General features: G+C 62.8%; 21 protein-coding genes. 4 read left to right on the plus strand and 17 right to left on the minus strand.

Annotation, left to right across the window (positions count from 1 at the left end):
* Positions 1-53: 53 nt before the first annotated feature.
* The 5 genes from E3U23_RS13660 to E3U23_RS13680 form a co-directional block, all read right to left on the minus strand.
* Entirely contained in the window at positions 54-1,541 is a 1,488-nt protein-coding gene (locus E3U23_RS13660; RefSeq protein WP_279351850.1) for a M48 family metalloprotease, read from the minus strand.
* 120 nt (positions 1,542-1,661) lie between these two features.
* Positions 1,662-2,606 (minus strand): acetyl-CoA carboxylase carboxyltransferase subunit alpha, encoded by a 945-nt coding sequence (locus E3U23_RS13665; RefSeq protein WP_279351851.1) that lies wholly within the window; start codon positions 2,604-2,606, stop codon positions 1,662-1,664.
* Between the two features lie 9 nt (positions 2,607-2,615).
* The gene (locus tag E3U23_RS13670; protein ID WP_279351852.1) at positions 2,616-3,494 is read right to left on the minus strand and encodes a tyrosine recombinase; all 879 of its coding nucleotides are present in this window, start codon (positions 3,492-3,494) and stop codon (positions 2,616-2,618) included.
* 6 nt (positions 3,495-3,500) lie between these two features.
* Positions 3,501-5,345: a hypothetical protein gene (locus E3U23_RS13675; protein WP_279351853.1), complete on the minus strand. Its 1,845-nt coding sequence runs from the start codon at positions 5,343-5,345 to the stop codon at positions 3,501-3,503.
* Entirely contained in the window at positions 5,342-5,491 is a 150-nt protein-coding gene (locus E3U23_RS13680; RefSeq protein ID WP_279351854.1) for a hypothetical protein, read from the minus strand. The genes E3U23_RS13675 and E3U23_RS13680 overlap by 4 nt, the downstream gene beginning before the upstream one ends.
* A gap of 61 nt (positions 5,492-5,552) precedes the next feature.
* On the opposite strand from E3U23_RS13680, the gene E3U23_RS13685 reads away from it, so the two are divergent.
* Together E3U23_RS13685 and aroB are read left to right on the plus strand one after the other, a co-directional pair.
* Complete coding sequence (locus E3U23_RS13685) at positions 5,553-6,122, plus strand: shikimate kinase (RefSeq protein ID WP_279351856.1); 570 nt, start codon at positions 5,553-5,555, stop codon at positions 6,120-6,122.
* Positions 6,113-7,249 carry a 3-dehydroquinate synthase gene (aroB, locus tag E3U23_RS13690; protein ID WP_279351857.1) on the plus strand — a complete coding sequence of 379 codons (1,137 nt, stop codon included), beginning with the start codon at positions 6,113-6,115 and terminating at the stop codon, positions 7,247-7,249. Before E3U23_RS13685 ends, aroB begins: the two co-directional genes overlap by 10 nt.
* Here the strand turns inward: aroB and E3U23_RS13695 are convergent.
* The 9 genes from E3U23_RS13695 to E3U23_RS13735 form a co-directional block, all read right to left on the minus strand.
* On the minus strand, positions 7,246-7,785 hold the full coding sequence (locus E3U23_RS13695; RefSeq protein WP_279351858.1) for a DUF421 domain-containing protein: 540 nt from the start codon (positions 7,783-7,785) through the stop codon (positions 7,246-7,248). The genes aroB and E3U23_RS13695 overlap by 4 nt on opposite strands.
* Positions 7,786-7,847: 62 nt before the next feature.
* Positions 7,848-9,899: an acetyl/propionyl/methylcrotonyl-CoA carboxylase subunit alpha gene (locus tag E3U23_RS13700; RefSeq protein ID WP_279351859.1), complete on the minus strand. Its 2,052-nt coding sequence runs from the start codon at positions 9,897-9,899 to the stop codon at positions 7,848-7,850.
* Positions 9,900-10,024: 125 nt separating this feature from the next.
* Entirely contained in the window at positions 10,025-11,128 is a 1,104-nt protein-coding gene (gene bioB, locus E3U23_RS13705) for a biotin synthase BioB (protein ID WP_431732694.1), read from the minus strand.
* A gap of 154 nt (positions 11,129-11,282) precedes the next feature.
* A complete protein-coding gene (gene scpA, locus E3U23_RS13710; RefSeq protein WP_279351861.1) occupies positions 11,283-13,442 on the minus strand; it encodes a methylmalonyl-CoA mutase in 2,160 nt (719 codons plus the stop codon).
* 8 nt (positions 13,443-13,450) lie between these two features.
* Positions 13,451-14,062 (minus strand): glutathione S-transferase family protein, encoded by a 612-nt coding sequence (locus tag E3U23_RS13715; RefSeq protein ID WP_279351862.1) that lies wholly within the window; start codon positions 14,060-14,062, stop codon positions 13,451-13,453.
* The gene (gene mce, locus E3U23_RS13720; RefSeq protein WP_279351863.1) at positions 14,062-14,502 is read right to left on the minus strand and encodes a methylmalonyl-CoA epimerase; all 441 of its coding nucleotides are present in this window, start codon (positions 14,500-14,502) and stop codon (positions 14,062-14,064) included. Before mce ends, E3U23_RS13715 begins: the two co-directional genes overlap by 1 nt.
* The gene (locus E3U23_RS13725; RefSeq protein WP_279351864.1) at positions 14,499-14,747 is read right to left on the minus strand and encodes a hypothetical protein; all 249 of its coding nucleotides are present in this window, start codon (positions 14,745-14,747) and stop codon (positions 14,499-14,501) included. The genes mce and E3U23_RS13725 overlap by 4 nt, the downstream gene beginning before the upstream one ends.
* The gene (locus E3U23_RS13730; protein ID WP_279351865.1) at positions 14,744-16,276 is read right to left on the minus strand and encodes an acyl-CoA carboxylase subunit beta; all 1,533 of its coding nucleotides are present in this window, start codon (positions 16,274-16,276) and stop codon (positions 14,744-14,746) included. The genes E3U23_RS13725 and E3U23_RS13730 overlap by 4 nt, the downstream gene beginning before the upstream one ends.
* Before the next feature lie 54 nt (positions 16,277-16,330).
* A complete protein-coding gene (locus tag E3U23_RS13735; RefSeq protein ID WP_347710024.1) occupies positions 16,331-17,068 on the minus strand; it encodes a TlyA family RNA methyltransferase in 738 nt (245 codons plus the stop codon).
* A gap of 61 nt (positions 17,069-17,129) precedes the next feature.
* Here E3U23_RS13735 and E3U23_RS13740 point away from each other — a divergent pair, with 61 nt between their 5' ends.
* Both E3U23_RS13740 and E3U23_RS13745 read left to right on the plus strand, forming a co-directional pair.
* Positions 17,130-17,705, plus strand: a complete 576-nt coding sequence (locus tag E3U23_RS13740; RefSeq protein WP_279351866.1) for a hypothetical protein — start codon at positions 17,130-17,132, stop codon at positions 17,703-17,705.
* 383 nt (positions 17,706-18,088) lie between these two features.
* Positions 18,089-19,168 (plus strand): branched-chain amino acid aminotransferase, encoded by a 1,080-nt coding sequence (locus E3U23_RS13745; protein WP_279351867.1) that lies wholly within the window; start codon positions 18,089-18,091, stop codon positions 19,166-19,168.
* Here the strand turns inward: E3U23_RS13745 and E3U23_RS13750 are convergent.
* The 3 genes from E3U23_RS13750 to E3U23_RS13760 are packed head-to-tail and all read right to left on the minus strand — an operon-like array spanning position 19,165 to position 21,960.
* Positions 19,165-20,232: an NAD(P)/FAD-dependent oxidoreductase gene (locus E3U23_RS13750; protein ID WP_279351868.1), complete on the minus strand. Its 1,068-nt coding sequence runs from the start codon at positions 20,230-20,232 to the stop codon at positions 19,165-19,167. The genes E3U23_RS13745 and E3U23_RS13750 overlap by 4 nt on opposite strands.
* Complete coding sequence (locus E3U23_RS13755; protein WP_279351869.1) at positions 20,229-20,915, minus strand: methyltransferase domain-containing protein; 687 nt, start codon at positions 20,913-20,915, stop codon at positions 20,229-20,231. Before E3U23_RS13755 ends, E3U23_RS13750 begins: the two co-directional genes overlap by 4 nt.
* Positions 20,916-20,919: 4 nt before the next feature.
* The gene (locus tag E3U23_RS13760; RefSeq protein WP_279351870.1) at positions 20,920-21,960 is read right to left on the minus strand and encodes a type III polyketide synthase; all 1,041 of its coding nucleotides are present in this window, start codon (positions 21,958-21,960) and stop codon (positions 20,920-20,922) included.

Consider the following 21,960-nt stretch of genomic DNA (forward strand, 5'->3'; position numbering starts at 1 on the left):
GTCGCTATATCAAAAGAAGGGGGGGGGTTTTTCCCCCGCCGCTTTTTATATGATCAACGTCCGCGCACGACAATTTTTACCTTCTGTCCTGCCTGAATCTGATCGCTCGAGCCGAGCGCGTTCAGCACGCGGAAGCGCTCTTCTTGCATATCGGTATAGGCCATCTTCGCCGCGAGCGAGCGAATCGTATCGCCACGCTGCACAGTCACCACGTCCACCACGCGCGGAATGACATTGGCCGCTTCCTGCTGCGACAGCCGCCGCATCGATCCGAACATTTGATTGAACACACCAGCGCGACCCTGCGGCGTAATAGCAAGGAAGTGATAGGCTTGGTTGTTTGCGAACTCATACGCAAATACCGTCACATCGACGGCACCACTGTTCGAATTGACAGTGGCACTTCCATAGGCCGCCGGAATGCCATTCACCGTCGTCGTCTGAACAGCTTGCGGTGTAATCCGCTGCTGCTGGCTTAACCCAGCAAACACATTGCCAACATAGGTCCGCAGATCGCCATTATACTGGCCGACAGTCAGCTGCGCCTGCCCGCCCTGCCCCTGAACCGTTACGGCACGTGTGCCATTCACCATGTAAAAGCCCTGCGGCGCCGTGAAGGACAAGCGAAGGTTCGGATGGATGAACTGCCGCCCTTCGATCACACCTTGTGCCGGATCGTCGCCATAGAGCAGGCCGTCGATCCGGGTCAGGAAGGTATCGCGGTTTATCGTTCCCGTCATACCCTGCGCCAATTGCAGGGCATTCTGCACGCGGCTTGCCGGATCCGGATGGGTTGATGCCCATTCGGGCAAGCGCGCATCATCGCGTCCCATCAACCGTGCATCGAGCGAGTTCTGCGCCGCGAGGCTTGCAAGAACGGTACCCATTGCACGCGGATCGTAGCCGGCGCGCTGGAGGTATTCGACACCAAGTCGATCAGCTTCGAGTTCCTGACTACGTGAGTACGACAGGGTCAAAAGCTGCGAACCTTGCAAGGCAGCCTGGCCAAGCTGCTGTCCGAGCCCGGAATTGCCCAGTAAGACGCCTGAGAGGATCGCACCCGCCGCACCAAGCAGCGAATTGCGCTGCGCCGCCTGCTGCCGCCGTTGCGAATGCCGCGCCGCCACGTGTCCGACCTCATGTCCGAGTACAGCCGCGAGTTCCGCTTCATTGTTCATGAGGGAAACCAGCTGGCGCGTCGTGTACACGTAGCCACCGGGGATCGCGAAGGCGTTATTCACCGAACTGTTGAGCAAGGCGACGGTAAAACTGTCGCGCGCGCCGCCGAGGCCCGATTGTACGGCAATATTCTGCCCCACTTGCTGGACATACTGCGCCTGCGAACCGCTCATCGCACCGCCGAATTCCGCGAGAATTTGCGGATTCGCCTCGGCGCCCTGCTGCGCTTCCGTTTGCGTAATCGGGGCCGATGCATCGGGAATCGGTCCGCCAAGGCTGGCGCACCCGCCGAGGGACAAGGCAAGCGCCGCAGTCGTCGATACGGCAAGGGTTTTGAAATCGGCGAAAGTCTTACGCGGCATTTGGAAGCTCCCCATCAGGCATGATGCGCTCGCGCGGTTTCCACCGACCGCACGCACGCTTATCGTTACGCCTTGCTAACCGGAAACCCGCTTCCTTGGTTCCCGACGTCCCAAGCGAGACTAGCTCGCCATTTGGAGGAAGCGCTCCTCGCGCATCCGCCGAAGATCGCCGGAACCCTTGCCTGCCAGCATCGCCAGTTCTTCGGCCAGCGCATCGCCGAGCGCCTTCGCTGCGCCGGCAGGATCGCGATGCGCGCCGCCCGTCGGTTCGGGAACGATACGGTCGATTACGCCGAGTTGTTTCAAATCCTGCGCGGTCACCTTCATCGCTTCCGCCGCGTCGGGCGCCTTTTCCGCCGTGCGCCAGAGAATCGAGGCACAGCCTTCCGGCGAGATCACCGAGTAGACGGCATGTTCCAGCATCAGCACGCGCTCCGCGCTCGCCAAGGCAACCGCGCCGCCCGAACCGCCCTCACCCACGATGGCCGACACCATGGGGACGGGCAGCGCGAGGCAGGCTTCGGTCGAGCGGGCGATAGCTTCCGCCTGTCCGCGTTCTTCCGCCTCGACACCGGGAAAAGCGCCCGACGTATCGACTAGCGTGACGACCGGCAGTCCGAACCGTCCCGCCATTTCCATCAGGCGGATGGCCTTGCGGTATCCCTCCGGTTTTCCCATCCCGAAATTGTGGCGCAGCCTGCTCGCCGTATCGTTGCCCTTCTCGTGCCCGATCAGCATAATCTTGCGGCCCTGCAATGTCGCAAAGCCACCCAGGATCGCTTCGTCGTCTCCGTAATTGCGGTCTCCGCCGAGCGGCATGAAATCTTCGAACGCATGCTCGACGTAGTCGCGAAAATGGGGGCGCGAAGGATGCCGTGCCACCTGCGTTTTCTGCCACGGCGTCAGCGACTGGTAAGCGGAAGCAAGTAACTGCGCACTTTTGAGCTCAAGCCGTTGTAGCTCGTTCGAGATGTCGACATCGTCGCCCTCGCTGGCTTGCCGCAATTCGGCGATCTGCTTTTCGAGTTGCGCGACCGGTTTTTCGAAATCGAGATAGGAAATCATGCGAGCGCGCTAGTCCGACGATGCCTGCCCGGCAAGAGGATGCCGCTCATTGACCAGTGCAACCAGCCGCTTCGCATCGACATGCGTGTAGATTTGCGTAGTCGAAATATCGGCATGGCCAAGGAAGGTCTGGAGTACGCGCAAATCCGCCCCGCCCTCCAGAAGATGGGTGGCGAAGGCATGGCGAAGAACGTGCGGACTGAGCTTTTCGGGCGGCAAATCCGCCCGCACCGCCAGTGCCTTGAGCATTTGATATAGCCGGATGCGGGTAATATGGCTTTTGCGCGAGGGGAACAGCCATGCGGACTTGCCCTCCCGCGCGTCCAGCCAATTTTGCAGCGCACCCTTCGCTCGCCGACTAATTGGCACCATGCGCGTAACGCCGCCCTTCCCCTTTAGCGTGATGAAAGGCGCATCACGCGGCATGGCGGAGATGGGGAGCGATACGAGCTCGCTTGCGCGCAGGCCCGAGCCATAGAGCAATTCCAGCATGCACAGCAGCCGCAAAGCCGCAGCCTCGCCCGTGCGGGCCTCCATTTCCGCACGTTCGAACAGCCGTGCGACCTGTTCGTGATCGAGGATCTTGGGCAGAGGGCGGCGGGGCACCGGGCGGGCCAATGCCGCCGTCGGATCGTCCCCTCGCTCACCCTCGTCGATCAGGAAGCCGAAGAACTGGCGAAGCGACGATATTTTCCGCGCTTGTGTCGACGGAGCAAGCTTACCCCAGACCGCGTTCAGTTTCGCGATCTGCACCCGGTCAGCGTCTTCAAGGGCAATCGGCAACAGTTCTTCGGCTTGAGCGAGATCGCGCCCGTAGGCGAGGATCGTGTTGCGCGCAGCGCCGCGCTCGACGGCGAGCATGTCGAGAAACCGGGCGACGGAATTCATCGGAACTCAGGCGCGAAAGACCGCTTCGGCGGCGATCATGCGTGCTTCGGCATTAAGGCCGACCCGGTTCAGCGCGGCGACGATATGATAGAGCTGGCGCGCGGTCATGCGGTCCCAGCTTTCGCCCTGCATTCCGAGACCCGCCAGTAGCGCGACCAGCGCCTTGTTGTTTACCGCCGCAGCCCGGTCGATGACGTTGGTGAAGCGGGTTTGCGAAGTCAGGTTCAGCCCCAGCCGGTCGGAATATTCCGCAATATTGCCGTCGTCGATCCGGCCCAATCCAGCCAGGCCCGCGACAAGCATTTTCGCCTTGCGCTGTCCGCTCGACATATCGGCATCAGCGAAGCTGTCGAGCTCGCCATCGGATACCGCATTGGCCGGGTTCGGGACGGCGACGGAAAGCAGGGCCCAGCCGATCGTGCCTTCCGCCACGACGTTCTGCCACCGCAGCGCATTGCGATCGAGTCCGGCGGTCAGCATCGAGCCTATCAGCGTGCCGGCGTCGTCGGCAAAGGCTTCGGACGGTGTGACCCGCGCCGCTGCATAGGCCGTCAGCACCTGCTCTCCATAGCTCTCGCTGCCATCCCAGATCGCGCGGATGGCTGCCACACGTTCGGACGGGGCGGCTGCGACGTAGGCGTCGCGCAGGCGGAGGCTGGTCGCATTTCGATCCTCCTCGCCCGTTTGCTGCGCGTAAAGCTGTGAATACAGGTCCACGAATGCCTGGGACGACAGAATGCCGCGCGATGCCGCAAGGTTCGCACCCCTGACGCGCTGTAGTGGCGTAAGCATCGGAAGCGTCGCCGAAGATTGCAGATAATAATCGCCCATGTTCTCGGACAAACCATCCGGGATCGGCTCTCCCACCGCATGCGCCAAGGCGAACCGCCACGGCGTCAGCGCATCGACGCCATCCCATTCGATCGTGACAGCACGCCTTCCGCGGCCTGCGGCTCCGGCAAATCGTTGCGCCAGAAACACGTCGATCCGGTCCTCGCTGGTGCGGGACAGCAAGCGGCGAAGATCGTTCTGCGCCCGCGTTTCCTCGCCGGCATACGCGTTGCAGATTGCGCGGAGCGCGTTCCATTGCGTATCGTCCCGGTCCATCCCATCGCGCCGCACGACCGGGCAAGCACCGACGATATCCGCCGTTCCCATATACGACGCCAGCGCGGCATCGACCAAAGCGGGCGTGTAATCGGCATTATCTACGCTTTGCACGAGCGCGCGGGCGGCATCGTGCTCGCCCAAGCGGTTGAGTAAGTTCGCGCGCATTGCTGCAAAGGCTGCAGGATCCAAACCCTGCGGTGCGGCGAGCCGGCTGGCCAGCGTCCGGCGCAGCAGGATGTGCCCCCATCGCGAAACGAGCGGACCTTCGATGCCAACGATCGCCGCCTGAACCAATGCTGCGGGCTGTCGAGCCAGCCCGCCGCCGGGTAGCCCGCCTTCCGCCGTACCGATAATGCCCACCCGATCGAGCGTTCGCTGGGCGGCGGGGGGAATATCGACCTTCGGCTTAAGTCCGAGAAGCTCGTCGAGCTCATCGGTATTCATCAGTTCCAGTTCGCGGGCCGAGGGCAGGCTAGCGAGGTCTTCCTCTACCTGCGAACGAGGCGGCGGCGTCGGCGCGCTGGACGAAGGTGTGCTCGGCAAAGGCTGCACCACTTCGCCGCCAGATGGCGAAGGGGATGGCGCAGGCGCACTGGCGGGCGATGGTGCGGGCGTCGGCGACGGTGTGGGCGCAGGCTGCTCGAAGCCGGGCGGCAGAATGCTTTCGGGCGCCCGCTGGGCCAGAACCACGCTGGACGTCAGCACGAGGCCGGCGCCGGCAAGCAGCCAACCGCGCGTCATGCTCCGACACCCGGCAGGGTCACGGGCTGGCTGATCCGGCGCAGCGGCTCTTCGCCGCCATCGATCCATGCCACGACCAGCACGGCGATGACCGCCACGGCCGCGATCCAGACTACACGCGAGGATTTCAGTCGCAAGTTTTTCACGTCCCGTCCAAACCATCCGATAGCTTGCCCGCGCTCTAGCCCATCTATAGGCGAGGCGGCAATGTCGGAGACGTTTTCCCCAGACCTTGCCCGCCAGGCCGGATCGATAGCACCCCGGATCAACCGACCGGTCGTGCTGGTAGGGCTGATGGGGGTAGGCAAATCGACCATCGGGCGCAGGCTTGCCAATCTCCTGCGCCGCGATTTCGTCGACGTGGACGAAGAGATCGAGCATGCGGCGGCCCGGACGATCTCGGAAATCTTCGAAGAACATGGCGAACCCTATTTTCGTGACGGCGAACGGCGCGTCATCAAGCGCCTGATGGACGAAGATCACGGCGTGATCGCGACCGGCGGCGGCGCCTTCGTCGATCCTCAGACGCGCGCGCTGATCCTCGAACAGGGCATAGCGGTATGGCTGGATTGCGAGATCGAGACCTTGGTGAAACGCACGGCCCGCCGCGACAGCCGCCCGCTGCTGCGCAATGGCGATCCGAAGCAAATTCTTAGCGATCTGAAAGCCAAGCGCGCGCCCGCCTATGCCGAAGCGCCGCTGCACATTCTTACCGACGATACCCCGCACGAGGCGACAGTCGCCCGAATAATCGAAAGGCTCGAAGCATGGCTGTAATTCCAGTCGATCTGGCGGGGCGCAGCTACGAAGTCCGAGTGGGGCACGGTTTGCTGGACGATACAATCGTTCAGGCTCGCGAATTCATCGAGCCTTACCATTCGGGCGGCCCCAGCAACCGGCGGAAGGTTCCGGTGGTCGCCGATCGCAATGCGCGGCGATTGCATGGCGACCGGCTGTCGCAGTCGTTGACGAGCGGCGGCTATGAAATCGCATGGTACGACGTCGAACCGGGCGAAGGTTCGAAAAGCTGGGAAAGCCTCGCGCGGTTGACGGACTGGCTACTCGCGCACGGCATAGAGAGAGGCGACCATGTCTTTGCTCTTGGCGGCGGGGTAGTGGGCGATCTTACCGGTTTTGCATGCGCGATTCTGAAACGCGGCTGCGGCTTCGTGCAATTGCCGACCACTTTTCTTGCGCAAGTCGATAGCTCGGTCGGCGGTAAGACGGCAATCAATACGTCGGCAGGCAAGAACCTCGTCGGCGCGTTCCATCAACCATCGCTGGTGCTGGCCGATCTCGACGCCCTTGCGACCTTGCCGGAACGCGAGTTGCGCGCTGGCTATGCCGAAGTGCTCAAATACGGCGTGCTCGGCGACAGTGCGTTTTTCGAATGGCTGGAACAGCAGGGCGGGCAGATTATCTTGCTCGAACCGAAGGCGCTGGAATATGCGGTGGCGACCAGCGTGGCGGCAAAGGCGCGCATCGTCGCTGAAGACGAGCGCGAGATGAGCGGACAGCGCGCGCTCCTCAACCTCGGCCATACCTTCGGCCACGCCCTCGAAGCGGAAACAGGTTTTTCTGAGCGCTTGCTGCATGGCGAGGCGGTTGCGCTCGGCATGGTGCTGGCGGCCCGCTACTCCGAACGTCGCGGACATCTTAGCATCGACGAAGCCGAGCGCGTGACCCGCTGCGTCGATGCCGCAGGCATGATGTCCGATATCTCCGCGCTTGGCCTTTCCTGCGATGGCCGAACTTTGGTGGACCATATGCGCCACGACAAGAAGATGGCGGGCGGCACCCTGCCCTTCGTTTTGCTGCGCAGCATCGGCGCAGCATTTCTTGCAAAGGACGTCATACTGGACGACGTTGCCGCGTTCCTCGACGAACAGCTTCAGGCCCATTAATTGGCGGGGACGCGTGTATCGAGCAGCGGCGTCATGACGCTGCCGTTGCCGAGCAATTCCTCCGATACGACCGACAGGGAGCCATCGGCTTCCAGCACGACATAGGCGATCATCGAACGGTCGCCGAAGCCGCGCATCCGGATCGCGATATCGACTTCGCTTTCGGTTACGCGCTCCGACAGCATGGCCTCGGCGTCGATCTCGCCATGGCGCAGAAGTACTTTCGGGTCGGAGCGAATGAACTTTCGCCACGGTTCGGACGATACCGCCAGCTTGGCCACGAACCACTGCATCCCGATCAGCATGACGACCGCTACCAGTCCCTCGGCCAGCGCCACATTCTCGGTCAGCAGGATGCTCGCCAAGGTCGAGCCCAAGGCGACCGTTACGACGTAATCGAACACATGCAGCTTCGACAAGGCGTGCTTGCCGGCGACTCGCAGCACCATAATCATGCTGGCGTAGGCGAAGACGGCAGCGACCATCGTGCGCAGGAGGCCGGGTGCCCCGTTAAAGAACACCTGCATCCAATTCATCGCGCATCTCCGGATCGCCTCAGCCCGCCATCAACGGACGATCGCCAGCTCCGGTTTCCGCGCTATTCTAGTTCGAGGATGACCTCGTCCACCGCCAGGCTGTCGCCCTCCCCCGCGTTGATCTTGGCAATCGTGCTTTCCTTTTCGGCGCGCAGGATGTTCTCCATCTTCATTGCCTCGACCGTCGCCAGAGGCTGGCCCGGCTGAACCGCCTCGCCTTCGCCGACATGCAACTTCACCAGGAGGCCAGGCATGGGGCACAGCAGCATCTTGGAAAGGTCCGGCGGCTCCTTCTCGATCATGTGATCGGCAACATGCGCAATCCGGGTCTGGAGAATGCGAAGATGATGCTTCGCGCCTCGCGTAGTGATCGCATAGCCGGTGCGAGTAGGTTCGAGCTGGAGGGTGTAGGTCTCGCCTTCGCCCTCGTCCGCGCCGCGCCATACCGTCAGCGCACGGTCGCCGGGCGTGTATTCCAGCTCGAGCGAGATCGTTTCGCCATTTACGAGGATGGCATCCTCGGTCAGTTCGACCTGATAACTGTGCGAGTCCCCCTCGCGTGTTCCGATGCGGATGGTCCAGTCGCCCGGCGCATAGAATTCGTTGTGCAGCTTCTGATCGATCCGCCGCGCCCGATCGGCATCGGCGGTAGCGATCACGCCGCCGACCGCCGCGAGCATTTCCAGCACGTCGTCGCCCGTAGCGGCGCCTTCAAATCCTTCCGGGTACTCTTCAGCGATAAAGCCGGTGGTGAGGTCGCCGCTGCGAAAGCGGGGGTGCTGCATGATGGCGCTGAGGAAATCGACATTGTGCCCCAACCCCTCGATCTCGAACGCATCAAGCGCCTCTATCTGCAGATCGGCCGCGGCATCGCGGGTCGGCCCCCAGGTCACGAGCTTGGCGATCATCGGGTCGTAGAACATCGACACTTCGCCGCCTTCGAACACGCCATCGTCGATCCGTACGCCGTCAACGCCGCGCCGCCCATTGGCTTCGCCGTCGTCCACCCACGGCTCTTCCGGCGGACGATAGCGCACCAATCGCCCGGTGCTGGGCAGGAAGCCGCGATAAGGGTCTTCGGCATAGACTCGGTTTTCGATCGCCCAGCCGTCGATCCTGATATCGTCCTGCGCGAACGGCAGTTTCTCGCCATAGGCCACGCGGATCATGTGCTCGACGATGTCGATCCCGGTGATGGCCTCGGTCACCGGATGTTCGACCTGCAGGCGGGTGTTCATTTCGAGGAAGTAAAAACTCTCCCCCGTCTTGTCCGCGCCGGAAACGATCAGTTCGACCGTCCCCGCGCTATGGTAGCCGACCGCCTGCGACAAGGCGACGCACTGCTCGCCCATCGCCTTGCGCATCTGCGGGGTCACGAAGGGCGACGGCGCTTCCTCGACCACCTTCTGATGACGCCGCTGGATCGAGCATTCGCGCTCGTTCAAATAGACGATGTTGCCGTGCTTATCGCCAAGGATCTGGATCTCGATGTGGCGCGGATCCTCGATGAACTTCTCAATGAACACCCGGTCGTCGCCGAAGGAATTGAGGCCCTCGCGCTTGGTCGCTTCGAACCCTTCCTCCACGTCCGTGTCGTTCCAGGCGAGGCGCATACCCTTGCCGCCGCCGCCCGCGCTGGCTTTCATCATCACCGGATAACCGATCTCGTTCGAGACCTTCAGCGCCTCTTCGGTCGTGTCGATTGCGTCCTCGGACCCCGGCACCGTGTTCACGCCAGCGTCCCTGGCGATCTTCTTCGATTCGATCTTGTCGCCCATCGCAGCGATGGCCTTGGCGGGCGGGCCGATGAAGGCGATCCCGGCTTCGTCCAGCGCCTCGACGAAGCTCGCGCGTTCGGACAGGAAACCGTAACCCGGATGCACCGCTTCGGCGCCCGTCTGCTTGCAAGCATCGATGATCTTGTCCGCGACGAGGTAGCTCTCGGACGCCTGCGCCGGACCGATATGCACCGCCTCGTCCGCCATCTTCACGAACGGCGCGCGAGCATCGGCATCGGAATAGACCGCCACGGTGGCGATGCCCATGCGGCGCGCCGTCTTGATGACCCGGCACGCGATTTCGCCGCGATTGGCGATGAGGATTTTCTTGAACATACCGTGTTATACTCTCAATCCGTTCGGGCTGAGTTCGTCGAAGCCCTGCACATCATTTACTTGGGCGGTCATAAGGAAAAGCGGCCTTTCGACAAGCTCAGGGCGAAGGGCTGGGCCGTTATCGCTCATTCCGCCGGCTCCGCTACCTTGCACGCCCGCATCGGTTCTTCGCCCTGGAGCGCGGTCATGCCGAGCTTGGCCAGCAGCGCGCCGTCGCTGTCATCGCCGGCATTAGGCGCGGTCAGCAGCTTGTCGCCGGTGAAGATCGAGTTCGCGCCCGCGAGGAAGCACATCGCCTGTGTCGCCTCGCTCATGCTTTCGCGGCCGGCGGACAGGCGCACCATGCTCATCGGCATGGTAATGCGTGCGACCGCAACGGTGCGGACGAATTCGATATCGTCGATTTTGGCGAGCGGCGTATCGGCTAGCATGTCGCCCAGCACCGTGCCCTTGACCGGCACCAGCGCGTTGACCGGCACGCTTTCGGGGTGGCGTTCGAGGGTGGCTAGCGTGTGGACGAAGCCCACTCGGTCCTCACGCGTCTCACCCATGCCGACGATGCCGCCGCTGCACACGTTGATGCCCGCATCGCGCACGTTCTGCAGCGTGTCGAGCCGGTCCTGGTAATTGCGGGTCGAGATCACACGCTCGTAATATTCCGGCCCGGTGTCGATATTGTGGTTGTAGTAATCCAGGCCCGCGTCCTTCAGCATATCCGCCTGTTTCGGGGTCAGCATGCCGAGCGTCATGCAGGTCTCCAGCCCCATGGCGCGCACGCCCTTCACGATCTCGATAATCGCGGGCATGTCGCGGTCCTTGGGGTTGCGCCACGCTGCGCCCATGCAGAACCGCTGGCTGCCCGCATCCTTGGCCTGCGCCGCGCGCTGGAGGACCGATTGCACCTCCATCAGCTTGGTCGCCTCGACCCCGCTGTCGGCTTTCACCGACTGCGAGCAATAGCCGCAATCCTCCGGACACCCGCCGGTCTTGATGCTGAGCAGCGTGCAGAGCTGCACCTGTTCGGGCGGGTGGTTATCGCGGTGAACACTGGCCGCGCGGAAGAGCAACTCGGTGAAGGGAAGGTCGAAGAGCTCCGAGATTTGCTCTCGAGTCCAGTCGGTGCGGATTTGGGTCAATTCTCGTCTTCCTGCGAAATTTCTCGGATTCTTTTGGCCGTAGCGAGCAGAAGAATGAGCGGTACGACTATGTTTCCAGCCCAGTACCACCATGGTGCTGGACAATCTGGATTTGGCTTACTGAGTTCTGCGGCATTGTCACAGAAGCCGAGTTGGGAAAACATCAGCATCGGGAGGTTGAAGATTATCAGCCAGCAAATGCTACCAAGGACTGCCAGCAACAGCAGTAAACCAAGACGGACAAGCTTCACTCCGCCGCCTCGTCCAAATCCTCGCCCGCAGGCGGCATATTGTGGCCGAGCAGGCGCAGCACGTCCGCTGCGCATTCGACCACATTGCTGCCCGGGCCGTAGATGCCCTGCACGCCGGCATCGCGCAGGAAGTCATAGTCCTTCTGCGGGATCACGCCGCCGGCGATCACCTTGATGTCGCTGCGGCCCGAATCCTTTAGCAGGCCGATCAGTTCGGGGATGAGGGTTTTATGGCCCGCCGCCAAGCTGCTCGCGCCGATGGCATCCACCCCTTCGGCCAGTGCCATGTCGCGAGTCTCTTCGGGCGTCTGGAACAGCGGACCGGACAAGACCTCGAAACCCATATCGGCGAAGGCGCTGGCGATGACGTTGGCGCCGCGGTCGTGCCCGTCCTGCCCCATCTTGGCGACCATCAGCTTCGGCTTGTGGCCCAGCCGCCGCTCGACCGCCTTCACGCCTTCGACCACCTGCGCATAGCGATCGTCGTCGCCATAGGCTTCGGCGAATACGCCCCGAACCGGCGTCGGCAGGGTGTCGTAGCGGCCATAAGCATCTTCCATCGCCTGGCTGATTTCGCCCAGCGTCGCATCGTGGCGTGCCGCTTCGACCGCCAGAGCAAGGAGATTGCCCTCGCGCTGCGCCGCCCCGCGCGACAGGGCATCGAGCGCGGCGCGGCAGGCGAATTCGTCCCGCCCCGCCCGCACTTCCTGAAGCCGCGCGATCTGGCTGCGGCGCACGGCGTGGTTGTCGACATCGAGCGTGTCGATCTCGTCTTCCTTGTCGCGGCGATACTTGTTCACACCCACAATCACGGTTTCGCCCCGGTCGACGCTGGCCTGCTTGGCGGCAGCCGCCTTTTCAATCTGGGCCTTAGGTTTGCCGCTGGCGACATATTCGGTCATGCCGCCTGCCGCCTCGACCTCGGCGAGCATCGCCTTCGCCTCTTCAACCAGTGCGGCGGTAAGGCTTTCGACGTAGTAGCTGCCGCCCAGGGGATCGGCGACATTGGTCAGCCCCGCCTCTTCCTGAAGCACGAGCTGCGTGTTGCGCGCGATGCGGGCGGAGAAGTCGGTCGGCAGCGCGATCGCCTCGTCCAGCGCGTTGGTGTGAAGCGACTGCGTTCCGCCCAGCACCGCCGCCAGCGCCTCGATCGTGGTGCGGATGACGTTGTTGTACGGGTCCTGCTCCTGCAGCGAAACGCCGCTCGTCTGGCAATGCGTGCGCAGCATTTTCGACTTTTCGTTTTGCGCGCCGAGATCGGTCATCACGTCGTGCCACAGCTTGCGCGCGGCGCGCATCTTGGCGATCTCCATGAAGAAGTTCATGCCGATGCCCCAGAAGAAGGACAGCCGTGGCGCAAAAGCGTCGATGTCGAGACCCGCTTCCATCGCGCGCTTGGCGTATTCCTTGCCGTCGGCGATGGTGAAGGCGAGTTCCTGCACCGCCGTCGCCCCGGCCTCGTGCATGTGATAGCCGCTGATCGAGATCGAGTTGAAGCGCGGCATGTGCTCGCTGGTATAGGCGATGATGTCGCTCACGATCCGCATGCTCGGTTCGGGCGGGTAGATATAGGTGTTGCGGACCATGAACTCCTTGAGGATATCGTTCTGGATGGTCCCAGAAAGATTCTTCTGTTCGATCCCCTGCCGTTCGCCCGCAACGATGTAGAACGCCATCACCGGAATGACCGCGCCGTTCATCGTCATCGAGACGGACATTTCGTTGAGGGGGATCTGGTCGAACAGGATTTCCATGTCGCGCACGGTGTCGATCGCGACACCCGCCTTGCCGACATCGCCAACGACGCGCGGATGATCGCTGTCGTAACCGCGGTGAGTGGCGAGGTCGAAGGCGACGCTCAGCCCCTTCTGGCCCGCCGCGAGGTTGCGGCGGTAGAAGGCATTCGATTCCTCGGCAGTGGAAAAGCCCGCATATTGCCGGATCGTCCACGGGCGGCCGGTATACATCGAAGCATAGGGCCCGCGCGTAAAGGGCGCGATGCCGGGGACGCCGGGGTCGAGGCCTTCGGTATCTTCGCGGGTGTATAGCGGTTTGACGTCGATCCCTTCCGGCGTATGCCAGGTAAGATCACGGCCCTTCACCTCCTTGTCGGCGCGGGCTTTCCAGTCGTCGTAGGTGGGGGTCTTTTGGGTCATAAAAGAACTCAGGCTTGTGCGCTCGGACGGGCGGAAACGCTGCCGTGCCATGCGCGAAGGCTCTCGCAATCGGCGGGCATACCGCAGCCGACGAATTCCGCGAAGTCGGCTGTGGTTTGCAACAGGATGTCGGCCACACTGTAATCGGGTCCGGCCAGAAAGTCTCGGTCTGCAAAGGATTCGTCGAAGAATCGGAACGCCGCCTCGACCCGCGGGCGGTTGGCTTCACCCCACTCCTGGTTACGACCGGGAAGCGCGGCGGTGAATGCATGAGTGTGGACCCAGACCTGCGATAGCGGGATCATCAGGATCATTTCGACCCGGCGGTTCCACATCTCGACCTGCGCAATTTCGAGCGGCGCCTTGCCGAACAACGCCGGTTCGGGATGCAGCGCCTCGAGGTAGCGCATGATCGCGACGCTTTCGGCAATTACCGTGCCGTCATCCAGTTCGAGGATCGGCGTCTGCCCGCGCGGGTTCTTGGCGAGGTAGCCGGGCGCCTTCTGCTCGCGCTGCGGGATCGAGACTTCCTTAGAGGGAAGGTCGATGCCCTTCTCCGCCGCGAAGATACGGACGCGGCGCGGATTGGGCGCGGGGTTCGGGCTGTCGTAGAATAGCATTAGTGCGCACCGTCCTTCGGCGTTTCCATGATCTCGGTCAGCTGACCCATCATGTCCTTGGGGTGGAGGAAGAAGATCGGCGTGCCGTGGGCGCCTATGCGGGTGGGGCCGAGAATGCGTTTGCCCAGCCCCTCGAAATGCGCGCGGGCCTGTTCGATGTCCTCGACCTCGTGGCAGACATGGTGCTGCCCGCCGGCGGGGTTTTTGGCGAGGAAGCCGTTGATCGGGCTGCTCTCGTCAAAGGGCTCGATCAGCTCGATCTGCGTTCCGTTCATCCCACTGTCCGTGGGTGTGTTGACGAAGCAGACCTTCACCCCCTGTTCGGGCAGATCGAATGGCTCGGTAATGTCGCTCGCCCCCATGACCTCGCGGTAATAGGTGATGGAGTCCGAGATCGAGGGCGTCGCGACGCCGATGTGGTTGAGACGGCCGAGTTTCATTTGAGATTCTCCTGCACGGACTGAATGATCGCCGGCCCTTGCTTCGCGATGTAGGATATCGGTGCGATCACCCCAAACATCACGCAAAGTACGACTGTCGCCCAGAAAAAGAATGGGTTCTTTTTCCGATTGCACGTGTCGCCTCGGTAATAAATTTCGTCAGTTCTATAGGCCGCTATCAAAGCCCACCAGCAAATCGCCGCGGCGATCAGAAAAACTGAAAGAAGAGCCAGCGGGTCACTCACAACGGAATATTGTCATGCTTCTTCCAAGGGTTCTCGAGCTGTTTGCCGCGCAGCTTGCGTAGCCCCAGCGCAATCCGCCGCCGCGTAGAGTGCGGGTAGATCACCTCGTCGATATACCCGCGTGACGCAGCTACGAACGGGTTGGCAAAACGGTCTTCGTATTCCTTCGTTTTCTCGGCGATCTTGTCCGGGTCGTCGCGATCCTGGCGGAAAATGATCTCTACCGCACCTTTCGCGCCCATCACGGCGATTTCGGCGGTGGGCCAAGCGTAATTCAGATCGCCGCGCAGGTGCTTGGACGCCATGACGTCGTACGCTCCGCCATAGGCCTTGCGGGTGATGACGGTGATCTTGGGCACGGTCGCCTCGGCATAGGCGAACAGCAGCTTCGCGCCGTGCTTGATGATGCCGTTATGCTCCTGCGCAGTGCCGGGGAGGAAGCCGGGAACGTCGACGAAGGTGACGATCGGAATCTCGAAGGCATCGCAGAAGCGCACGAAACGCGCGGCCTTCTTCGAGGAATTGATGTCGAGCACGCCCGCCAGCACCATCGGCTGGTTCGCCACCACGCCCACGGTGCGCCCGTCGACCCGTCCGAACCCGGTAATGATATTGCCCGCATGCGCCGGCTGGACCTCGAAGAAATCGCCTTCGTCCAGCGTCTTCCGTATGACCTCGTGCATGTCGTAAGGCTGGTTGGCATTGTCGGGGATCAGCGTATCGAGGCTCGGCTCCTCGCGATCCCACGGATCGTCGGTCGGCCGTTCGGGCACTTCCTCGCGGTTCGAAAGCGGCAGGTAATCGAAGAAATTTCGCGTTTGCAGCAGAGTTTCGATATCGTTCTCGAACGCGACGTCGGCCACGCTGGTTTTGGTGGTATGGGTGACGGCGCCGCCCAGTTCCTCCTGAGTGACGACCTCATTGGTCACCGTTTTCACCACGTCCGGCCCGGTGACGAACATATAGCTGGAATCCTTCACCATGAAGATGAAGTCGGTCATTGCCGGGGAATAGACCGCCCCGCCCGCGCACGGCCCCATGATGAGGCTGATCTGCGGGATAACGCCGCTGGCGAGCACGTTGCGCTGGAAGACCTCGGCATAGCCGCCAAGCGAAGCGACGCCTTCCTGGATGCGCGCACCACCTGAATCGTTGAGGCCGATCAGGGGCGCGCCGACCTTCATCGCCATATCCATCACCTTGCAGATCTTCTCCGCATGGCGTTTGGAGAGGCTGCCGCCGAAGACGGTGAAGTCCTGGCTGAAGACGAAGACCAGCCGCCCGTTGATTGTGCCGCTTCCGGTGACCACCCCGTCGCCGGTGATCTTCTGGTCTTCCATGCCGAAATCGGTGCAATCATGCTCGACATAGGTGTCGAGCTCCTCGAAGCTGCCTTCGTCGAGCAGCACATCGAGCCGTTCGCGCGCAGTCAGCTTGCCCTTGGCATGCTGCGCGTCGATCCGCTTCTGTCCGCCGCCCAGCTTGGCGGCTTCGCGGCGGCGTTCCATTTCGGCGATATTGGCGGACATTCCGGCTCCCGTGAATAGGTTTGCATCGCGGTTAGACAGAGCGACGCCGCAGCGTCAATCGCGGTGGGCCGAAATCAGGAACTCCACATTGCCTTCCGGACCGGTGATCGGGCTTTCCACGATGCCCTGAACCATGAAGCCTTGCCCCTCCACCCATTCGCGGACCTCGTTGCAAACGCGGGCGTGGAGCAGGGGATCGGAGACGACGCCCTTCTTCCCCACTTCCTCGCGCCCAACCTCGAATTGCGGCTTGATAAGCGCGACGAGGCGGCAATGCCGCACCGCCAGTTCGAGCGGGCGCTCGAGCACCTTGGCAAGGCCGATGAAGCTTGCATCGCAGACTACCCAATCGCAGGGCCGATCGATCATCTGCGAAGTGAGAATGCGGGCGCTGGTCTGTTCGAGTACGGTGACCCGCTCGTCCTGTCGCAGCTTCCAAGCGAGCTGATTGGTCCCACTGTCGACCGCGAAGACATGGCCTGCCCCTCCTTGCAGCAGGACGTCGGTAAAACCGCCGGTGGAACTGCCGATATCCATCGCCACCACGCCCGCCGGATCAAGTCTGAAATGTTCGATGGCATGAGCCAGCTTGATGCCGCCCCGGCTGACCCAGGGGTGGTCGCGTCCACGCACTTCCAGCGGCGCATCGTCGGGAAGGCTCTGACCCGGTTTCGCCAGCTTTTGTTCGCCCGAAAACACCAGCCCTGCCATCACCAGCGCCTGCGCCCGCGTGCGACTTTCCACGAGGCCGCGGTCTACCAGCATCTGATCGAGACGGCGTTTTGTCGCCACGCGGCACCTTGTCTTTTGAAATCGCTTGAAACCGGTGCGGCGTAGCGCGCATTGGAGGGGCATGAAAGCCATCTACGCTCACTTTGCCGGCGCGCTCGGCCTGACCTTCGCGCTTGCCGCTTGCATTCCGCCATCGCCGGAACCCTCACCGGCGCCGGAACGCACGCCCGCCGCGCAGGAACCGGTGCCGCAGATATCTCTGCCCGCTGCCGGCCCCGATCCGGTTTATGCCAACTGGATGGATGCACCGCGCACGCCGGGCGACTGGAGTTACAACGATTTCGGCTTCGGCACCCAAGCTTTCTATTCAGACGAATCCAGCATGCGATTTGTCATGCAATGTCTAGTGGAAGACCCGGCTTCGCGCACAAAGCGCATCGCCATCGGTCGTCCCGGCAATTTTCCCGAAACTACCCAGTTTCGTATCAAAACAGAAACGGCCGAGAGAGCCTTCACGGCCCGCCCCTTCAGTTTTGGACCCACTTCTGGTGCCGCGGTATTCTTAAACGCAAACGACCCTGTGTTCGATGCGATGGCGCTTACAAAAGGCGGTTTTGCTGTAGAGACGCCGGGCTTGCCCACACTTTACCTCCCGGCATGGGCCGAAGTGACACGCGTGATCGAGGATTGCCGCTGACGGTTCGCGCGCTATTTGCGAACAGGGGAAGGCGGGTAAGTCTGACGTTGGAAAACTTTTTTTCAAGCCTTGTTTTCGCGCGGCTTCTGACTCAAATATGCTCGCAAGATCGGCGGCGAACGCGGGTCTTGGGCCCCGATGAAACGCGGGCTCTTAGCTCACTAGCGCGAAAGGAGGTGATCCGATGTCTCATGGTTCAGTAGCGAGGTCGGTGAAGATCCCTACGGAGCATACTCGGTAATCGACTTGCCAAGTAAGGCTACGTGAGCGGCTCTTCCGGCCGCTGACCATGCGAAGGGCAGCACACCGCCATGGTGTCGCTGCCCTTCTCATTTTCGGGGTCCGTACTTGCCCTCCGCAATGCTGCCGATTAGGCGCGAGGGATGGATTTCGAACACCTCCCCCACCCCGCCCCGGTTCCCGGCGAAACCCGCCAGCAGGCCATCGCCGATCCCGGTTTCGGCAAGCTCTTCACCGACCACATGGTCGTGGTCGATTACGATGCGGATGAGGGCGGCTGGCACAAGGCGACCCTCGGCCCACGTGAGCCGATCGCGCTCGATCCCGCCGCATCGGTGCTGCATTACGCTCAGGAAATCTTCGAAGGCATGAAGGCCTACAAGCAAGACGACGGCGCCCTCGCCCTGTTCCGGCCCGAACAGAATGCGCGCCGCTTCAATGCGAGCGCGCGCCGCATGGCGATGCCGGAACTGCCGGAAGATGTTTTTCTCGATGCGATCCGGCAGCTCGTTACGAAGGATCGCGAATGGGTGCCAACGGTCGATGGAGGCGCGCTCTATCTTCGGCCCTTCATGTTCGCGACCGAGGCGTTTCTGGGCGTGCGCCCTGCGCGACAATACACATTCGTCGTCATCGCCTCGCCTGTCGGCGCCTATTTCAAAGGTGGGGCGAAGCCCGTGAAGATCTGGGTCAGCCGCAATTACACCCGAGCCGCGCCCGGCGGCACCGGGGCAGCGAAGACCGGCGGCAACTACGCCGCCAGCCTCGTTCCCCAGGCGGAGGGAATCGAGAACGGTTGCGATCAGGTGGTCTTCCTCGACGCGGTCGATAAGAAATGGATCGAGGAACTGGGCGGCATGAACCTGTTTTTCGTGATGGATGACGGCAGCGTGGTCACCCCACCGCTGACCGGCACGATCCTGCCCGGCATCACGCGCGACAGCTTGGTTACCCTGTTACGCGACGAGGGCCTGACCGTGCGCGAAGAGCCTTATAGCATCGACCAATGGCGCGCCGATGCGACGACCGGCAAGCTGCTGGAGACGATGGCCTGCGGCACGGCGGCAGTGGTCACGCCTGTCGGCACGGTGCTCGGGCCCGACGGCGAGTTCACCATTGGCTCGGGCGGAACCGGCCAGATGACGACGAAGATCCGCGAAAAACTGCTCGGCATCCAGAACGGTTCGGTCGAGGACCGGCACGGCTGGGTTCAAGCGATCTAGATACGGCTCAATCGCATGGCGAGCCGGGCAAGCGCGGGCAGGCGCCCTGCCAGCGCGGCTATTGCTGGTCCTCCGCGCCTGGTTTCCGACACCCGCCACAGCGCTTCCGCCGTTCGAACGGGACGGGCGGCGCGACGGGCGAAGGCAGCTTGATAGTCCTGTGCGGATGTTCCCGAGCAGTATGCAGCGACGGCATCCTTGGCACTGGCAAGCGCGATCGACATGCCCTCTCCCGCCAGCGAAGGGATGACCGCCGCCTGGTCCCCCAACCGGTAGACGCCCGCCTCGGTCGCGCGGGCGATCCAGCCATAAGGGACGGAGCCGATCGTATCGACCGCCTCGTCGCCTTCAAGGTCGCCCAATCGTTCTGCGAACGCGGGCGCACGCTCGGCATAGGCGCGCAGCAGGTCGTGTGGCTTGCCCCCCGCGTCCGCCATCGCCGACTTTCGCAAGGCGAGGCAGACATTCGCGCTGCCGTCTTCCTGCAGGACGATGCCAGCATAGCCGCCTTCGAAGAGATGCAATTCGATTGCATCTCCGATCAGCTTCGTGCGTTCGGGCGAAGGCGGCATGCGAATGCGCAGGCCCAGCGCGGGATCATGCGATGAGCGAGGACGTGCCTCGCCGCGCACATCGTGCTTGCCGGTGGCGAGGAACAGCGCTTCGGTCCGCCATTCACAGGCATCGGTGACTATGCGGCCCGGTCCGACTTCGCGGGCACGCTCGATGACCAACTCCGCCCCGGCAGCGACGGCAGCATCCCGCAATGCGGTATCGAGCGCGCGGCGCGATAGACCGAAGCCCTGTTCGGGCAGGACCGCTTCGCTCATCTTGTCGCTTGCGAAAAGCCGCAGCCGGTTTGCTCGATGCGCGCCGAGGGCGGCTGGATCGCATCCGAGTGCGCGCAGCGCTGCCGCGGTCTTCCAGCTGAGGAACCCGCCGCAGATCGCATCGCCGACCTGTGCATCGCGATCGAGGAGGATGGGCAGCTTGCCCGCTCTTGCCAGCAGCGAGGCAGCGACGCTTCCCGCCGGGCCAGCGCCCAGCACAATGGGCCGCGTCACTGCAGTTTCTCAACGCACAGGCGGAAGGGGAAGACCCGCTCGACCTTTGCGCTTCGCACCCCCGCCTCGGCAAGCAACGGCGGCCATTCCTCGGGTCGGTAAGAACGCGCGATGCTCATCCGCCCGTCATGCCGCACGATGGGATGCCAGCCTGCGATCCGGCTTAACAGCGGGTAGCCATAGTAAGCGAAGCCGTGCCGGTGGAGGTCGTTGACGAACCAGCCAGCCTTCGCTTCGGCATCCATGAAGCGCAGAAAGACGACCAGCTGTGCGCGGGTCATGTGATGCGCGACGAGGCTGGAGACGACGCAATCGAACCCTTCGCCTGCCAGATCGGCATAATCGCCAGTGCGATATTCGATGGGCGTATCGGCAGGCGTTCGGGCGGCGGCGGCGTCCTTGCTGCGCGGATTGAGATCGATGCCCACCAACCGTACGACTTTCCCATGCTTGTCTGCCCAGCGCGCGATGGAGCGCAGCATGTCGCCATCGCCAAAACCGACATCGAGCAGTGAGAATGCTTCCCGGTCGCCGACCGCGCGTTCGAGGAAGCCGAGCGTGGGCAAACGCGCCAGGGTGACCGTGTTGACCTTTGCCAGATCGTGCAAAACGGCATGATACGTTTCCGGATCCAGCGCCGGATCGTCCATCAGTTCCTCGGCGATCAGTCGTTCGTCGAGCATCGTCTCACGCGCTCCAGCCGAAGCGGAAGCCCTCCATCGCAAGGCCCGGACCGAATGCCAGCGCGACACCGCTTTCGGGCTTTTCCCGCATGGTCCGCTCGAGCGCAAACATGAGGGTGGAAGACGACATGTTGCCGAAATCGCGCAATACGGCGCGCGAATGATCGAGCGCATCGGGTGCAAGGTCCAGCCCCCGCTCGACGGCATCGAGAATAGATCGCCCGCCGGCGTGGACGGCATAAGCTTGCGGCTTCGCCCCGTCACCAAGCACGCGCTCGCGCACCTCGTCCCGTGTCAAGGCCGATCCGATGCGGCCCGGCACTTCACCCGACAGGTGCATACGGAAACCGGTGTCGCCAATCTGCCAGGTAATGAGTTCGTCGCTTTCCTCGAGCGCGGCCGAGATGCCCTGCCCGAGATTCAGTCCCTCGCCCGAACCGCTGACGATCGCGGCCGCCGCGCCGTCGCCGAACTGCGCCCCGGCGAGAAGCGGTTCCAAGTCGACGTTCTGCTGGTGGTGCAGCGTCGACAATTCCACGGTCACTACCAGCACCCGCGCATCCTCCTCAGAGCGCACAATATGACGCGCAGTGCGCAGCGCGGTGACCGCGGCATAGCAGCCCATGAACCCGATCAGAACCCGCTCGACATCGTCGGCGAGGCCGAGGCGGCGGGCAATGATCTGGTCGATACCCGGCGCGACGAAACCGGTGCAGCTTGCCACGACGATATGCGTGATGCGTCCGAGGTCCGGCAGTTTCTCGATCGCAGCAAGGGCGAGGCGCGGCGCTTCCTCGGCATAGATTGCCATGCGCCGGTCCGTCCCGGGGGCGGCGGCGGAATAAAAACCGTCGCCTGCATCCAGTTTCGCGTCTTCTTCGCTCAACACCGACCAGCGATGTTCGATGCCGGAGCGTTCGGCCATCCGCTGATACAGTTTCGCCTGCCGCGGTTCGGCCAATTGGCGCACCGCCCACGCGCGATAATCCCGCTCGAAATCGATGGCGGGTACGGCGGTGGCGATGGCATTGATGCGTGCGGTCAT

The sequence above is a fragment of the Erythrobacter litoralis genome, assembly GCF_029760855.1.
Lineage (GTDB): Bacteria > Pseudomonadota > Alphaproteobacteria > Sphingomonadales > Sphingomonadaceae > Qipengyuania > Qipengyuania litoralis_A.

Excerpts from the sequence above, each read along its gene's own strand:
- E3U23_RS13660 (WP_279351850.1), bottom strand. The coding sequence starts at position 1,541 with ATGCCGCGTAAGACTTTCGCCGATTTCAAAACCCTTGCCGTATCGACG.
- E3U23_RS13665 (WP_279351851.1), bottom strand. The coding sequence starts at position 2,606 with ATGATTTCCTATCTCGATTTCGAAAAACCGGTCGCGCAACTCGAAAAG.
- E3U23_RS13670 (WP_279351852.1), bottom strand. The coding sequence starts at position 3,494 with ATGAATTCCGTCGCCCGGTTTCTCGACATGCTCGCCGTCGAGCGCGGC.
- E3U23_RS13675 (WP_279351853.1), bottom strand. The coding sequence starts at position 5,345 with ATGACGCGCGGTTGGCTGCTTGCCGGCGCCGGCCTCGTGCTGACGTCC.
- E3U23_RS13685 (WP_279351856.1), top strand. The coding sequence starts at position 5,553 with ATGTCGGAGACGTTTTCCCCAGACCTTGCCCGCCAGGCCGGATCGATA.
- aroB (WP_279351857.1), top strand. The coding sequence starts at position 6,113 with ATGGCTGTAATTCCAGTCGATCTGGCGGGGCGCAGCTACGAAGTCCGA.
- E3U23_RS13695 (WP_279351858.1), bottom strand. The coding sequence starts at position 7,785 with ATGAATTGGATGCAGGTGTTCTTTAACGGGGCACCCGGCCTCCTGCGC.
- E3U23_RS13700 (WP_279351859.1), bottom strand. The coding sequence starts at position 9,899 with ATGTTCAAGAAAATCCTCATCGCCAATCGCGGCGAAATCGCGTGCCGG.
- bioB (WP_431732694.1), bottom strand. The coding sequence starts at position 11,128 with ATGGTGGTACTGGGCTGGAAACATAGTCGTACCGCTCATTCTTCTGCT.
- scpA (WP_279351861.1), bottom strand. The coding sequence starts at position 13,442 with ATGACCCAAAAGACCCCCACCTACGACGACTGGAAAGCCCGCGCCGAC.
- E3U23_RS13715 (WP_279351862.1), bottom strand. The coding sequence starts at position 14,062 with ATGCTATTCTACGACAGCCCGAACCCCGCGCCCAATCCGCGCCGCGTC.
- mce (WP_279351863.1), bottom strand. The coding sequence starts at position 14,502 with ATGAAACTCGGCCGTCTCAACCACATCGGCGTCGCGACGCCCTCGATC.
- E3U23_RS13730 (WP_279351865.1), bottom strand. The coding sequence starts at position 16,276 with ATGTCCGCCAATATCGCCGAAATGGAACGCCGCCGCGAAGCCGCCAAG.
- E3U23_RS13740 (WP_279351866.1), top strand. The coding sequence starts at position 17,130 with ATGAAAGCCATCTACGCTCACTTTGCCGGCGCGCTCGGCCTGACCTTC.
- E3U23_RS13745 (WP_279351867.1), top strand. The coding sequence starts at position 18,089 with ATGGATTTCGAACACCTCCCCCACCCCGCCCCGGTTCCCGGCGAAACC.
- E3U23_RS13755 (WP_279351869.1), bottom strand. The coding sequence starts at position 20,915 with ATGCTCGACGAACGACTGATCGCCGAGGAACTGATGGACGATCCGGCG.
- E3U23_RS13760 (WP_279351870.1), bottom strand. The coding sequence starts at position 21,960 with ATGACCGCACGCATCAATGCCATCGCCACCGCCGTACCCGCCATCGAT.